We start from the raw sequence: 12,696 nt of genomic DNA, 5'->3' as shown, positions 1-12,696 counted from the left end.
GGCGAGGAGGCTGACTGACATGGGACTTCTGCTCGCCCTGCTGATGGCCCTCGGCGTCTGGGGCGTCTTCGCCGGCATCCGCATGTACCGGGCCGAGGTGAAACTCCCCGGCGACCTGATGCTCGCCCTGGAGGTCGGCTCCACCCGCACCGGCGCGGTCGACTCCCTCGTCGACCGCATGGGCATGCGCTACGCCCCCGCCGTGCTGCGCGCCATGGGCCCCAAGCAGGTCGCCAAGTACCGCCGCAAAATCGACCTGGCGGGCAACCCCGGCGGCCTCACCATCGACCGCTACGCCGCCCGCCGCGCGGTGTACGGCGCCCTCGGCGGCATCGGCTTCCTGGTCTTCCTCCTGCGCGGCCAGCTCTTCGTGGCGCTGCTGCTGCTCGCCTTCGGTGCGTTCTGGACGGAGGTCGGCATCTGGTCGGCGATCCGCATCCGCAAGGACGTCATCGAACGCACCCTGCCCGACTTCCTGGACGTGCTGGCGGTGGTGGTGAGCGCGGGCCTGGGCTTCCGTCAGGCACTGGACCGGGTGTCGATGAAGTACGAGGGCCCGTGGGCGGACGAACTGCGCATCACACTCCGCCAGATGGACCTCGGCATGAGCCGCAGGCAGGCCTTCGCGGAACTGCGCCGCCGCAACGACTCCGAGCAGGTGGCGATGTTCGTGACCGCGTTGCAGCAGGGGGAGGAGCTGGGCGCGCCGATCGTCGACACGCTGGTGTCGCTGGCCAAGGACATGCGCCGTACGGACGCGCAGAACGCCCGCCGGAAGGCGGCCCGCGCGGTCCCCAAGGCCACCATGATGATCACCACGTTCATGGTCCCGGCCACGATGATCCTCCTCGGCGCCGGCCTGATCCTCGGCTCGGGCACCGACTTCGGCTCCATCACGGGCGAGTAGGACGGGGCAGGGCGCGATGACGACGACCAGGGAACGCACGCGGCTGCTCCGCCGCCCGGCCGCCAAGCCGTCGGAGATCACCACACCCCCGGCGGGCACGGTTCTCCCGCCCTACGCGAGGACGGGCGCCCCGGACATCCCGGTGACGTCGGCGACGCCGATGCTGCCGCCCGGGTGGGAACCGGTGACGGGCGCGTACCCGCTGCCGCACGGAGCCGCGGCCGCCGATGGCGCCGAGCCCCCACAGGGGCCACCCGCACTCGACGACGAGAGCCGCACGGATGGTGCGGGCGGGAACCCGAATCCGACCGAAAACAGGACGCACCCCCCACAACCCGCACCCGTACCCGCACCCGCACCCGCACCCGCACCCGACGTACAAATCCAGGCCAACGCCCTCCAAGCCCTGTGCCGGCAGGCATTCGGCTTCAGGCTGGCGATGATCGCGCTGGCGGCCCCCGCGGCACTGCTGAACGCCGGCCCCGGCTGGGGCACCCGCCTGGTCGCCACAGCAGTGATCGTCACCTTCATGGCGTCCTACGTCCTCTTCAGGGACTGGGAACGCTTCGGCCCCCTCCTCCTGCGCCACCCCACCCTCCTGGCCGTGGACACCCTCTTCGGTGCCCTGCTCCTGGTCTCCGCCGGCCCGGACACGACGCTCGCCTACGTCAGCGTCTGCACCCCCCTCCTCGCCGGCCTCGTCTACGGCTGGCGCGGCGCCGCCGTCTTCGCGTCCCTCCAGGGCCTGATCCTCCTGCTCGTCTACGCGACCCTGGAGGACCCGAAGACGGACCTGGCACAGACACTCCTCCTCCCCGGCCTCTGTGTGATCGCCGGAGCCGTCGGCTCGAGCCTGCGCAAACTGATGCTCAGCCTCGGCCGGGCGACCCAGGCGCTGACGGCGATCCAGGCCCGCCTGGCGGTCACGGAAGCCGTCAGCGCGGAACGAGCACGCCTGGCCCGGGAGATGCACGATTCGGTGGCCAAGACCCTGCACGGAGTGGCCCTGGCGGCGGACAGCCTGACCGCCACGGCCGGAGCACCGCGCATGAACCCGGACCTGGTGAAACAACAGGCGGAACTGGTGGCCCGCTCCGCCCGCAGGGCAGCCGCCGAATCACGCGAGCTCCTGGCCGACCTCCGGCGGGAGTCGGACCCCGGCCAGGGGACGGACGTCCTGGTGGAACTGGCGGCCCGCACCCGGGACTTCAGCAACCGCACCGGCCTGACGGCGTCCTACGGCCCGACCGGCGAGGACACCGTCCCCCCGGTCCCCCCGGCGGTGGCCCGCCAGCTCCTCACCATCGCCCAGGAGGCACTGGAGAACGCCCACCGCCACGCGAAACCGACCCGGATCGACGTCCGCGCGGGCGTGCACGGAGACCTGCTCCGCATCAGCGTCTACGACGACGGCGCCGGACTCCCACCCGGCACAAGCCTCGAACACCTCCGCCGGGCGGGACACTTCGGCCTCGTGGGCATGGTGGAACGGGCGGCGTCGGTCGGCGCCCGCATCCGCATAGGCAGGGGGAACCTGGCCCAGGGCACGGAGGTCCGCCTGGAACTCCCGCTCGCGGCGGTGACGCCGACAACTCCGACGGAGGCCACCCCATGAACACACCGCCGAACCCCTTCGAGAACGTCCCTCCACCCGCCTCCCTCCGCGTGGTGGTGGCGGACGACAACCCGGTGGTCCGCGCGGGCCTGACCGCCCTCCTCACCGGCCGCGAGGACATCACGGTCGTGGCGGAGGCGGCGGACGGCAGGGAAGCCTACGAGGCGGCCCGGGCCCACCGCCCCGACGTGGTCCTCCTGGACGTCCGCATGCCGGGTGTGGACGGCATCTCGGCCCTTCCGTATCTGGTCGGCATCGCCCCGGTCGTGATGCTGACGTACAGCAGGGAATCGGAGATCGTGCAGGAGGCGCTGCGCAGGGGGGCGGGGGGCTACCTGGTCCACGGCGAGTTCACGGCGGACCAACTGGTGTCGGCCGTTCACGACATCAAGCAGGGCCGGCCCCACTTCACGCCCACAGCGGCGGGAGCGTTGCTGTCGCAACTGCGACAGGGGCTGGGGACGGGTCAGCCGTTACCAGAGGGGCTGGGTGCCACGCACACAACCAACGATGAGCAAACCGGACTCGGCTTCCCCCATGTACCACCGCCACCTACTTCTGCGGAAAACCTTTCGCAACTGCAACCGGATATGGCACAGTCGTCGTCTGGGTGGACAAGTGGCCGCCCGGCCGCTCCCGACAGGTCCAGGTACCAACTGAGCGCGAGGGAGGCAGAGATCATGGACCTCATCGCTTCCGGCATGAACAACCAGCAGATCGCCGCCACGTGCTTCATCAGCGAGAAGACGGTCAAGAACCACATCAACCGCATCTTCGCGAAGCTCCACAGCACGAGCCGTTCCGAGGCCGCGGCAAAGTGGCTCGGTACGGCACCCGGTTCGGGTCGAGGGGTGGGGTGACCTCCGGTGGCGGCATGGGGGAAGAGGCGCTGGGCCCGCGATTGGGCCTCGCATTGGGCCCTGGGGCCCTCTGACGGGCGACGCACCCGGCCGTACGGTGCTGGTGTCGAAAGCGGCCCTGCGGAAGAGGCCGCGACCGCGTCAGCCGGAGGGGACCACCATGAACAACTGGATCAACACGACCGTCAGTTACCTCCACTCCCGCGCAGCCCGCAACGACAGGGGCCAGACCGCGGTGGAGTACCTGGGCATCATCGCGGTGGTCGTGGCGATTGTGCTGGCGATCACGGGGACGGACATCGGCAACACGATCTACACCGCGATCACGGACAAGGTGAACGAGGTCATCGGCTGATTCGGCGTCTTCGCTGCGGCGACGCGGGGCAGGCTTTCCCCATCTACATCACGGTGGTGGGGGGCCTGCTCTTTCTCGCGTTCGCGTACTTTGCAGTTGGTCAGGCGGCGGCGAACCGGAATGACGCGCAGACAGCCGCTGACGCGGCGGCCCTCGCTGCGGCCCAGGACAGGCGGGAAAAGCTCGCCGATGCTCTGACGAAGAGCATCAACGATCCCACCGCGTGGGCAGAGATTTTCACCGGCTACGTGCCGGGTATAGGACCGTCGTGCTGGCGTGCTTATCAGCTCGCCGCCCAGAATGATGCGACCGCTTTCTGTACGCCCAGCGGACCACTGTCGTTCACGGTCGAGGCCGTGACGAACGGGACGGTCGGCGAATCCATTGTCCCGGGCACGGAGAACAAGCGGTCGCGTGCAGAGGCCACTGCCGTGATCGAGCCTCGCTGCGATTTCGAGCTACCGACAGAGGACGTCCTGGCCCAGCTCACTTGTGAGGGCGAGAAATGGGAGTTGGACCCGGAGGGTCCTGCGGAACTGCTCCCGAAGCCGGAAGATCTCTTCGACGTCCACTTGGCCGAATGATGAGCGAACGACGAGTGATGAAGGAAGCAGAGGCATGAGCATGCGGTTCACTTCGAAGGCCCGTAGGGGGATGGTCGTGCTGACCGCTGCGGCCGCACTGGCCGTCGGTGTGGCCGGGTGCGGCGGCGGTAGCAACGACGACAAGAAGCCGAAGACGTCGGCCTCTGCCTCGAAGGGCGGCGGTTCCCATCCGAGCGCTCAAGAGGGGCAGGCAGATGAGCCTCTGGCAGAGCTGAGGGGCACAGATGGCCTGCTGCTCCAGGTCACCTCGGCCCAGCGTGACGCAGGGGGGTTCGTCACTGTAAGTGGGAATCTGAAGAATGACGGTGCTGAAAGGATCACCGTGCCGGCCGCGGTACGTGGAAATGAAACGGAGATCCTCCGACACGGGATGTCTCTCGGGGGTGCGACTCTGGTCGATAGTAAAGACAAGAAGCGTTACTACGTCCTGCGCGACACGGATGGGCGACCGCTGACAACGACCGGGTTCTCATCGCTCAAGCCGGGTGAATCATTGGCCGTCTTCATACAGTTCCCTGCACCGCCCGCGGACGCCTCCCAAGTCACCTTCCAACTGCCGACGTTCGCCAGCGGCACCATCCAGATCTCTGGGTGAGGCAGAGGATGACTCACACACGCCTGATCCTCATTGGAACCGTCGCCACTGTCCTGGCCGTATGCCCAGGTGTGGCCCTCGCCGACGACAGCCCCAGCGTCCCCCCAGGCACTGAAGCCACCGCCTCGGCCCCCGTCGAACTCGACCCCAACGACCCGGACCTCAAGCTGCCGGACGGCGCCACCCTCGCGGAGGCCAAGGTCCTGGACATCAAGCAGGTCGTCGAAGACCAGAGCGGCGACGAACGCCGCGAGGACACCAACTCCGACGTCAAGTTCGCGCTCCAGGCCGAGGTGCTGTTCGGCAAGGACAGTGCCAAGCTCGGCGGAGAGGCGAAGTCTCGTATCGCTGCCATCGCGGACGAGATCAAGACCCAGAACGCCACGAAGATCCGCGTCTTCGGCTTCACGGACAACCTGGGATCGTCCGCCCACGGAGACGTCCTGTCCCGCAAGCGCGCCAACGCCGTACACGGCGTCCTCGTCCAGGAGCTGAGCGACTCGGGCGTCACGTACGAGGTCCGGGGGTACGGCGAGCAGTATCCGATCGCCGACAACTCCACGGAGGCCGGCCGCAAGAAGAACCGGAGGGTGGAAATCTCCTTCCCGCGTACCGAGGGCTGATTACAGCAGGTGATCGGCCTTGCCCGCCTTGATCTCCAGGATCAGGGAGCGCAGGGCCTCCCTGCTGTCGGTGAGGGGGGTGTCTTCCTGGCCGGCGACGGCGATGTAGGCGTTGCCGTCGGTGTCGGTGCCTATGCGGAAGCAGTTGGCGCCCTCGGCGCAGAACGGCTCTTCCCACGTGATGTTTGTCATCGGGTACTCCTCAAAGGTCGCTGGCGAGACCGCGCATGAAGTCCCGCGATTCGGTCGAAGAGAGTGACGCGGTCGCCATCCAGTCCAGGTGTGCGCGGTACTTGTCCAACTGCGATCCTCCGTGGAGGAACTCCGGGCCGTGCGCTGAGTCGAGCTCTGCGGTGTCCAGCTGGGGCACGACTGCCTCCGCATATGTCAAGGCCTGCCCGGCGCCGGGGAAGGCGCCCGCCTTGAAGGGAATCACACGAACGTCGATGTTCCTGCGTTCGGACAGATCACAGAGGCGTTCGAGCTGCCCCCGCATGATCTTGGTGCCACCGAATTCGACCCGCAGAGCGGCCTCATGCACGTATCCGACGTACGTGATCGGGTCCTCTCGGTAAAGCACTTGCTGGCGCTGCATACGATGCGCCACGCGTAGCTCGACTTCGGCTGGCGAGAGCACCGGCAACGCCGCGGTGAACAGCGTGCGGGCATACGCATCGGTCTGGAGTAGTCCGGGCACGTGTATGGCCAGTCCGGCGCGCACCTTGCGGGCGTTCCACTCCATCTCCGCGATGTCCAGGAGCCCGGCGGGGAGTTGTCCGCGGTACGCCTCCCACCAGCCGCGCGTGCGGTCTCCCGCCATGTGGGCGAGCGCGTTGACGTACGCCTCGTCTCGGCAGTCGTAATTGCACGCGAGAGTCCGGAGGCGGTCGGGTGTGATGGTCCGGATGCCGGCCTCGATGTTGGAGATCTTCGTCCGGTCGATGCCCAGCAGACCGGCGGCGTACTCCGTGGACACCTGTGCTGCGAGGCGCATCTTGCGCAGTTCCGCGCCCAGTCGCTTCTGGCGTTCGGTGGGCGTTGCCCTCGGCGGCATGTGTCACTACCTCCAGTTGTCGCGGCGCAAGTCTGCCCTTTGTTCACGCTCGCGGTCCACCCACATGGGTGGAAATTTCGAATAGCAAGTGGCACATTGCCACATCGGTGCTCTACCGTCAGTGACAGGTCAATTACGACCCGCACCGAACCGGAAGGGCATCGCGCGAGCCTGCCCGCACTCTCCTGCCCTGGGAGAGGCGTGCTCGCGTCAGGGAGACGAGCCACCGGACGGGCCGCACATCACCTGCCGAGCACTGGAGTTGCCATGTCCGTATCCGCCGGCCTCTGCCCGATCGCCGCCCCCGCCGACCTCCCTCCCGCACCGCCGACTCCCGACACCCTCTCCTACAGCTTCACCCTCCCCGCAGCCCCGCAAAGCCCCGCGATCGCCCGTACCGCGGCCCGGACCATCCTGCGGGCCCACGGACTGGAGGACATGACGGACGCGACGGTCCAGGTGGTCGGCGAACTCACCGCAATCGCCTACCGCCTGACCCCCACCACGGAGCTGTACGTCTCACTCCGCTACCGCGACGACGCCCTCCGCGTCACCCTCTACGACGCCCACCCCCGCCACACCCATCCGCGACTGGCCACGGCCTGCGACGCCCGCCGCCGAGCCGCGCTCAGGCTGCTGGCATGCGTCGTCAAGGCCTGCTCCGGCGACTGGGGTTTCGGGGACGCGCGGGAGCCGGGTGGCGGCACCCGCATGTGGGCCGTCCTGCAGAGGGAGGGCGCACGCACCTATACGACGTCGGTGCCGGGCCGGTGAGCGATTCCCTCGACGATCCCGGCGGCAGCGGCAGCGGCAGCGGCAGCGGCGCGGCCCTCGGACGTGGGCGTGAGCGGGTTCATGTGCACCGCTCCCGGACTCACGGACCCTCCAAGTCGATCGACAGACAGGCCCCCACCCGCAGCCCCCACCCCTCCATCGCCCCCGCCTCGGCCTCGAGCACATGCCGTGCCCGGAGCCGGGGCAGCCCGAGCCGCCCCGGCGGCATGGTGCGTACGGCGATGACCCGGAGCCGTCGGTCGAGATAGGCGACGTCGATGGGCATACGCATACGGAAGGTGTGCACGCTGTTGGCGGGGGAGAGGAGCAGCGCCCCGTCGAGGGAGTCGCGCCCCAGCAGTCCCCTCGTACGGGCCCGGTAGGAGGTGGCGATCTCCAGAGGAACGCACACGGCGGGCCCCTCGTCACCTTTCCCCCGCACGGCCAACTTCCCACGCCCGTCCCGCCAGCGCCTCATCCCCGACCGACCCCCTCCGCCGTGAATCACGGCCTACCCAACCCGCCGAACCTTGGGTGCTGCTTTGGGCCCACGGACCCATGCTCTGACACCCGCCCCTCCCTACCCTCGGGCCCGTGCCGTGAATCAAACACGGTTCGAATCAGGGGAGTTGCGGAGGGGGCGGGCATGGCCTGGACCGGGGGAGGGGCGGAGTCCGGGGCAGCCGGGCTGCCGGGCGGCGGGGGCGGGCGGCAGGGCATGCCCCGGCCCTTGTCCCGTGCACTGCTGCTCGTGCACGTGCTGTTCGCACTCACCGCGCTCGGCGGCCTGGGGCTGCTCCTCACCGCGGCGTCGCTCGACGCGGTGGACGCAACCCTGCTCGCCCACGTGGCCTACGCCGCCGCTCCCGGCGTGCTCGGCTGGTGGCTGGCCCGCCGCACCTGGCGGGGTGGGGCCGGGGTCTGGCTCGGGCTGATCGTCGTACAGGCATGGCTGGTCCTCGGCTCGATGTCCAACATCGCCGACGGGTCGGCCCGCGGCCTCACCCAACTGCTCCTCCCCCTCCTCATCCTGTTCCTCCTGACCCGCCCGGAGAGCCGCGACTGGTACCGCCTCGCCGAACCCGACCGGCGCGAACGCCGCGCCTTCTCCCTGCCCCGGATGATCCGCTGGCGCCGGGACGGCGGCCAGACGGCGGTGGAGTACGCGGGCCTGATCGCGGTCGTCGCGGCGATCATCGGCGCGCTCGTCGTCACCGGCCTGGGCGGCCAGATCCTCACCGAGGTCCAGGCACAGGTGTGCCGCGTCACCGGGGCGGCCTGTCCCGCGCCCGGGAACGGCGGGGACGGCCAGGTCACGGCGGAGGACGGTGACGGAGGCGAGGGCGACACCGGCGGCGGCACCGATGGCAGTACCGATGGCGGCACCGGAGACAGCACCGATGGCGGCACCGGGGGCGCGACGACCGGTGGCGGTACGGGCAATCCTGGGGGCGACGCGGACGATCCGGGCGGTACGGATACCGGCAACCCACCCGCCGGAAGCGCGGACGACCCCTCCGTCGTGGACCCCGTGGCGGCCGAGGACGAGATCGACGAGCCGCCGTACGAGGACCCCACCACGGAGGAGGAGAACGGCGACGAGGGCGACGAGGGCGACGAGGGCTGCTTCTCCGGTTTCGGCGCCTTCTTCGGCTGTGCCGGGGACCAGCTGGGGCAGGTCGGCGGTGGCCTGTTCGTCGACGGCATCTGGGGCGACCTCACCGGCATCTGGGACGTGGTGACCAACCCCGTCGAAACCTGGAACGGCCTGAGCGACTACGCCGGTTCCCTGGGCGACGAGTGGACGGACAACACCGCGGACGCCCGCGAGAAGTGGGACGACGGCGACTACTTCGGGGCGGTCCTGGACTGGGGCGGAGCGTCCCTCGGCACCGGCGGAACCGTCCTGTTCGACACGTTCATCGGCGACGACGTCGTGGACCAGTGGGACAGCGGCAACGAGACCCGGGCCGTCACCACCGTCCTCTGGAACGTCGGCTCCCTCTTCATCCCCGGCTACGGCGAAGCGAAGGTCGCCGAGAAGGTCGGCTCGCTCGGCAGGCTGAGCAGGGTCGTCGACGACGCCGTCGATGCCGCCGGGGACGCACGGCGAGCGGCTGACGTGGGCGACCTCGACGCGCTGGACGACGCCGTCCGCCGCGCCGACGAGGCGGCCGACGAGGCCGAGGACGCGGCCCGCCGCACCGGCTGCACCATCGCCGCACCGGGCCCCGGGGTCCCGTACGGCCAGGACCCGCACCCCGGTCTGAACGGCGGACCCGGCACCGGCACCACCGTGCTCGCCGCCGGCCCCGCCGCGAAGCGCCCGTACGTCCTCCTGGCCGAGGGCACCTGCGACGAGGAGGCCAAGGAGCAGGCCGAGGAGGCCCGCGCCGCGGAGCGCCAGGCCTACCTGGAACGCAAGCGCGCCGAGGAACCGGACCGTGCCCGGGAAGCGCTGGCGAACAAGAAGCAGTACCCCGACCCCGAGCACGGCGACACGGGCGACCCGCGCAACTACAACCCGCCGGACTGGGCCGACGACCTGGACAGCCGCACCTACGGCGACCCGGACGGCGGCGACGGCTTCTGGGCGAGCCGCGACCGCAACCCCGCTCCCAACTGGCGCAACGAGTCGTGGCTGCGCTACCAGGAACAGGTCACCGGTACCCAGCGCGGACACGAGTACGTCGTCCCGCACCCCGACCCGGACGTGCCGGACGTCGAGTTCGACGGCTGGGACTCCTCCCGTGACACCTTCCTGGAGGCCAAGAACGGCTACGACAGCTTCCTGGCCTCCGACCGCACGGAACTCACCCCGTCCGGCAGGGAACGGCTGCTGACCGAGGCACGCCGCCAGGTGAGCGCGGCGAACGGCAACGGCATCGAGTGGCACTTCTCCAACGAGGAGGTCGCCGACGCGGCCCGGGACGCCTTCGACGACGCGGGACTGGACATCGAAGTCGTCCACACCCAGCCCGACCGGATCGCCGGCGACAGGCGTCCCGAGGCGTTCGACTGACGGGGCGGCGGGCGGATCGCGTCCTAAGGTGGTCGCGGCAGCGGACGTGGGCGAGAGGCGAGAGAAGAGAGACGGGACATGCGACGCGTGGTGCGGGGCTTCTGGGGCCCCCGGCAGGAGTCGGCGGACGAACTCGCCGCACGGTGGAGCACGACGCTGGAGCGGTTCGCGCTGCTGTTGCCGGAGGCGGCGGCGGGCGGCCGTACGGCATGGGAGTGGCGTACGGTCCCCGCCTCCGGGCCCGCCGAGACGGTCGGGCCCGACGAGGCATCGCTGCTCGGCGCGCTGCATACGGCACGGAAGGCGGACCCCTGGGCGGCCGCGAACGGCACGTCGCTGCGACTGCTCGCCGCGGACCCCGCCCCCGGCTGGAAGGTGGAGATCGCCGTGCTGGCCGGTGGCACGCCGGGCTCCCTGCTCCAGTCACTGGTCGCCACGATCACGTCACCCGACGAGGCATCCTTTCCCGACGCCGCGCTGCTCACCGTCGTGGCGGAGGCGTGGCATCCGGACTACGGAGACGTCAGCGACCGGGCCGTCACCTCCGCCCTGAAGAGGGAGGCCGGCTTCAGGGTCGGCACGCCGTCGGTCGGCTGGGCCGGCTACCTGTCGGCGGGCCGGGCCGCCCGGGTCCCCGCCGACCTGACGGCCGACCGCGTCGAACTTCCCACCAGGGGCCTGCTCCTCGTCCTCGCCACTCCCGGGGACACCGCGGCCGTCGTCGAGGCGTACCAGTCCCTGAAGAAGTCCGGCGCGCTGGAGCCGTTGCCCCGCCCGATGAACCGGCCGGCGCTGTGACCGCCCGCGCGGGCGAGCCCTTCGACGCGGGCCGGGCGGTGTCGGACATCGAGTCCGCCCTGTCCGTTCCCCTCCCGGACTCGGGCCCCACGATCGACGAGGGCGAGCCGGTCACCGGGGAATGGACGTCGACCCGGGGCGAGGGTTTCCTGCTGTTCCCCCTCTGGGAGAGCGAGGCCCTCACGGGGGTGTACGGCCGTGCATGGAACGACGCGGAGGAGGCGGCGGAGGCGAAACTGGCCACGCTGGTCGCGGAACTGGACGCCCGCTGGGGGCCGCACCGGGCGGTGACCATGGGTGAACCTCTGCTCCAACGCCCGACGGCGGAGCCCTTCCGTACCCTCCTCGCCAAGGACTGCAACGGCGACCTGACCGTCTGGGGCCCGCTGCCCGGCCCGGCACGCCGCTGGATCGCCGTCTCCCTCAACCAGTCCGACGGCGACGCACCAATGATCCTCACCGCACTGATCAGCGACCGTCCGCTGACACTTATGTGACCGTGTTGTAGCAGGAGTTGAACCCCCTCACTCTGGTGTCGTGAGTCGTGCGCTGGATAGCGTGGGTTCGCTCGAGAGAAGCCTCGCCCCACCGGGAGTCGACCGTGAACCGCCGCCCCTCCTTGCTTGCAGCGCTCGCGCTGACCGCCACCGCGGCGTTGACGCTGTCCGCGTGCGGAAGCGACGACGAGCCCGCCAAGGACAGCGACAAGATCGCCGGCGCCGACACGGCCGGTGAGAAGTCGGCGTCGCCGAGTGCGTCGACGCCTGCCGCCGAAGGACGCCCGAAGATCGAGCTGCCGCCCGACCTCTCCTACACCTTTGACTGGCCGAAGACCGGCGACAAGGAGAAGGACGCTGTTCTGGCGGACAGTGAGCAGTCCATCAAGGCGGTGGACATGGCGATCCGCAATCAGGACGCGCTGGACAAGGCTTACCTCTATTACTACGAGGGAGAAGCGGCCGCAGGGACACAGAAGTTCATTCAGAAGTACGTGGACAACAAGGCCGGTGTCACCGGGGCCTATCGCTTCTACGCCCCCGAGGTTGCTGTCGGCAAGGACGGCTCCGCGTCGCTGAGTTACTGCGAAGACCAGGGCAAGGCGTACGTGAAGTACCTCGAAACCAACAAGGTCAAGAAGACCGAGGTCACGGCCAAGAGCTACGTGATCTATCACACCTCCCTGAAGAAGAACAGTAAGGGCGTCTGGGTCATCCAGAAGATCGTCTCGCAAAGTGGGAGTGCCAAGTGCCAGCCGTGACACGTTCCGCACTAACGCTTGCGACCCTCGGTGTGCTCGTGTCCTTCCTGGTTCCGCCGGACGTGGCCCGTGCTGACGACACCTTGGGCGGTGATACGCAAGGCACCGACCAGCGTGCCGAGACCGGCGACGACGGCACCGTCTCCGTCACCGTGGGTGGTGTCGTGTTCGACCGTTCCAAGAACGGCACCGGTGACTCAGCGGGTCCGCTGACCTCGTCGACGTCATGG

Annotated in this window: 15 protein-coding genes and 1 pseudogene; 13 read left to right on the top strand and 3 right to left on the bottom strand. The window is 69.6% G+C overall.

The features are described from left to right. The first annotated feature begins 19 nt into the window (after positions 1-19). From ACZ5C2_RS29145 to ACZ5C2_RS29115, 7 genes are all read left to right on the top strand, one after another. Complete coding sequence (locus ACZ5C2_RS29145; RefSeq protein WP_468797833.1) at positions 20-907, top strand: DUF5936 domain-containing protein; 888 nt, start codon at positions 20-22, stop codon at positions 905-907. A gap of 16 nt (positions 908-923) precedes the next feature. Further along, on the top strand, positions 924-2,522 hold the full coding sequence (locus tag ACZ5C2_RS29140; RefSeq protein WP_468797830.1) for a sensor histidine kinase: 1,599 nt from the start codon (positions 924-926) through the stop codon (positions 2,520-2,522). Then, the gene (locus ACZ5C2_RS29135) at positions 2,519-3,382 is read left to right on the top strand and encodes a response regulator (RefSeq protein ID WP_468797827.1); all 864 of its coding nucleotides are present in this window, start codon (positions 2,519-2,521) and stop codon (positions 3,380-3,382) included. Before ACZ5C2_RS29140 ends, ACZ5C2_RS29135 begins: the two co-directional genes overlap by 4 nt. Positions 3,383-3,542: 160 nt before the next feature. After that, positions 3,543-3,737: a Flp family type IVb pilin gene (locus ACZ5C2_RS29130; protein ID WP_468797824.1), complete on the top strand. Its 195-nt coding sequence runs from the start codon at positions 3,543-3,545 to the stop codon at positions 3,735-3,737. Next, positions 3,734-4,321 (top strand): pilus assembly protein TadG-related protein, encoded by a 588-nt coding sequence (locus tag ACZ5C2_RS29125; RefSeq protein ID WP_468798102.1) that lies wholly within the window; start codon positions 3,734-3,736, stop codon positions 4,319-4,321. Before ACZ5C2_RS29130 ends, ACZ5C2_RS29125 begins: the two co-directional genes overlap by 4 nt. Positions 4,322-4,355: 34 nt before the next feature. Beyond that, positions 4,356-4,937, top strand: coding sequence for a hypothetical protein (locus tag ACZ5C2_RS29120; RefSeq protein WP_468797821.1), 582 nt, complete (start codon positions 4,356-4,358; stop codon positions 4,935-4,937). Between the two features lie 8 nt (positions 4,938-4,945). Next, complete coding sequence (locus ACZ5C2_RS29115; RefSeq protein ID WP_468797818.1) at positions 4,946-5,560, top strand: OmpA family protein; 615 nt, start codon at positions 4,946-4,948, stop codon at positions 5,558-5,560. Here the strand turns inward: ACZ5C2_RS29115 and ACZ5C2_RS29110 are convergent, their stop codons facing one another. Together ACZ5C2_RS29110 and ACZ5C2_RS29105 are read right to left on the bottom strand one after the other, a co-directional pair. Further along, positions 5,561-5,752, bottom strand: coding sequence for a hypothetical protein (locus ACZ5C2_RS29110; RefSeq protein WP_468797815.1), 192 nt, complete (start codon positions 5,750-5,752; stop codon positions 5,561-5,563). Between the two features lie 10 nt (positions 5,753-5,762). Beyond that, positions 5,763-6,614, bottom strand: a complete 852-nt coding sequence (locus ACZ5C2_RS29105; RefSeq protein ID WP_468797812.1) for a helix-turn-helix domain-containing protein — start codon at positions 6,612-6,614, stop codon at positions 5,763-5,765. A gap of 267 nt (positions 6,615-6,881) precedes the next feature. Between ACZ5C2_RS29105 and ACZ5C2_RS29100 the strand changes: the two genes are divergently transcribed. Beyond that, the gene (locus ACZ5C2_RS29100) at positions 6,882-7,388 is read left to right on the top strand and encodes an ATP-binding protein (RefSeq protein ID WP_468797809.1); all 507 of its coding nucleotides are present in this window, start codon (positions 6,882-6,884) and stop codon (positions 7,386-7,388) included. Between the two features lie 100 nt (positions 7,389-7,488). Here ACZ5C2_RS29100 and ACZ5C2_RS29095 read toward each other — a convergent pair whose 3' ends face one another. Further along, positions 7,489-7,866 (bottom strand): DUF192 domain-containing protein, encoded by a 378-nt coding sequence (locus ACZ5C2_RS29095; RefSeq protein WP_468797806.1) that lies wholly within the window; start codon positions 7,864-7,866, stop codon positions 7,489-7,491. A gap of 168 nt (positions 7,867-8,034) precedes the next feature. On the opposite strand from ACZ5C2_RS29095, the gene ACZ5C2_RS29090 reads away from it, so the two are divergent. From ACZ5C2_RS29090 to ACZ5C2_RS29070, 5 genes and pseudogenes are all read left to right on the top strand, one after another. Further along, a complete protein-coding gene (locus tag ACZ5C2_RS29090) occupies positions 8,035-10,410 on the top strand; it encodes a Tox-REase-5 domain-containing protein (RefSeq protein ID WP_468797802.1) in 2,376 nt (791 codons plus the stop codon). A gap of 78 nt (positions 10,411-10,488) precedes the next feature. Continuing rightward, complete coding sequence (locus ACZ5C2_RS29085; RefSeq protein WP_468797798.1) at positions 10,489-11,208, top strand: serine/threonine-protein kinase; 720 nt, start codon at positions 10,489-10,491, stop codon at positions 11,206-11,208. Further along, positions 11,205-11,705: a hypothetical protein gene (locus ACZ5C2_RS29080; RefSeq protein ID WP_468797795.1), complete on the top strand. Its 501-nt coding sequence runs from the start codon at positions 11,205-11,207 to the stop codon at positions 11,703-11,705. The genes ACZ5C2_RS29085 and ACZ5C2_RS29080 overlap by 4 nt, the downstream gene beginning before the upstream one ends. A 104-nt stretch (positions 11,706-11,809) precedes the next feature. Next, the gene (locus ACZ5C2_RS29075; protein ID WP_468797792.1) at positions 11,810-12,466 is read left to right on the top strand and encodes a hypothetical protein; all 657 of its coding nucleotides are present in this window, start codon (positions 11,810-11,812) and stop codon (positions 12,464-12,466) included. 32 nt (positions 12,467-12,498) lie between these two features. After that, positions 12,499-12,696 (top strand): annotated as a pseudogene (locus ACZ5C2_RS29070) (hypothetical protein); the annotation flags it as partial.

The sequence above is a fragment of the Streptomyces sp. NPDC031365 genome, from assembly GCF_055569765.1.
Note: the sequence above shows the minus strand (reverse complement) of the source record. Positions and strands in the feature narration are given on the sequence as shown.

Bases quoted from the DNA above. Each gene is read 5' to 3' on its own strand.
- ACZ5C2_RS29145 (WP_468797833.1), top strand. From the start codon at position 20: ATGGGACTTCTGCTCGCCCTGCTGATGGCCCTCGGCGTCTGGGGCGTC.
- ACZ5C2_RS29140 (WP_468797830.1), top strand. From the start codon at position 924: ATGACGACGACCAGGGAACGCACGCGGCTGCTCCGCCGCCCGGCCGCC.
- ACZ5C2_RS29135 (WP_468797827.1), top strand. From the start codon at position 2,519: ATGAACACACCGCCGAACCCCTTCGAGAACGTCCCTCCACCCGCCTCC.
- ACZ5C2_RS29130 (WP_468797824.1), top strand. From the start codon at position 3,543: ATGAACAACTGGATCAACACGACCGTCAGTTACCTCCACTCCCGCGCA.
- ACZ5C2_RS29120 (WP_468797821.1), top strand. From the start codon at position 4,356: ATGAGCATGCGGTTCACTTCGAAGGCCCGTAGGGGGATGGTCGTGCTG.
- ACZ5C2_RS29115 (WP_468797818.1), top strand. From the start codon at position 4,946: ATGACTCACACACGCCTGATCCTCATTGGAACCGTCGCCACTGTCCTG.
- ACZ5C2_RS29110 (WP_468797815.1), bottom strand. From the start codon at position 5,752: ATGACAAACATCACGTGGGAAGAGCCGTTCTGCGCCGAGGGCGCCAAC.
- ACZ5C2_RS29105 (WP_468797812.1), bottom strand. From the start codon at position 6,614: ATGCCGCCGAGGGCAACGCCCACCGAACGCCAGAAGCGACTGGGCGCG.
- ACZ5C2_RS29100 (WP_468797809.1), top strand. From the start codon at position 6,882: ATGTCCGTATCCGCCGGCCTCTGCCCGATCGCCGCCCCCGCCGACCTC.
- ACZ5C2_RS29095 (WP_468797806.1), bottom strand. From the start codon at position 7,866: ATGAGGCGCTGGCGGGACGGGCGTGGGAAGTTGGCCGTGCGGGGGAAA.
- ACZ5C2_RS29090 (WP_468797802.1), top strand. From the start codon at position 8,035: ATGGCCTGGACCGGGGGAGGGGCGGAGTCCGGGGCAGCCGGGCTGCCG.
- ACZ5C2_RS29085 (WP_468797798.1), top strand. From the start codon at position 10,489: ATGCGACGCGTGGTGCGGGGCTTCTGGGGCCCCCGGCAGGAGTCGGCG.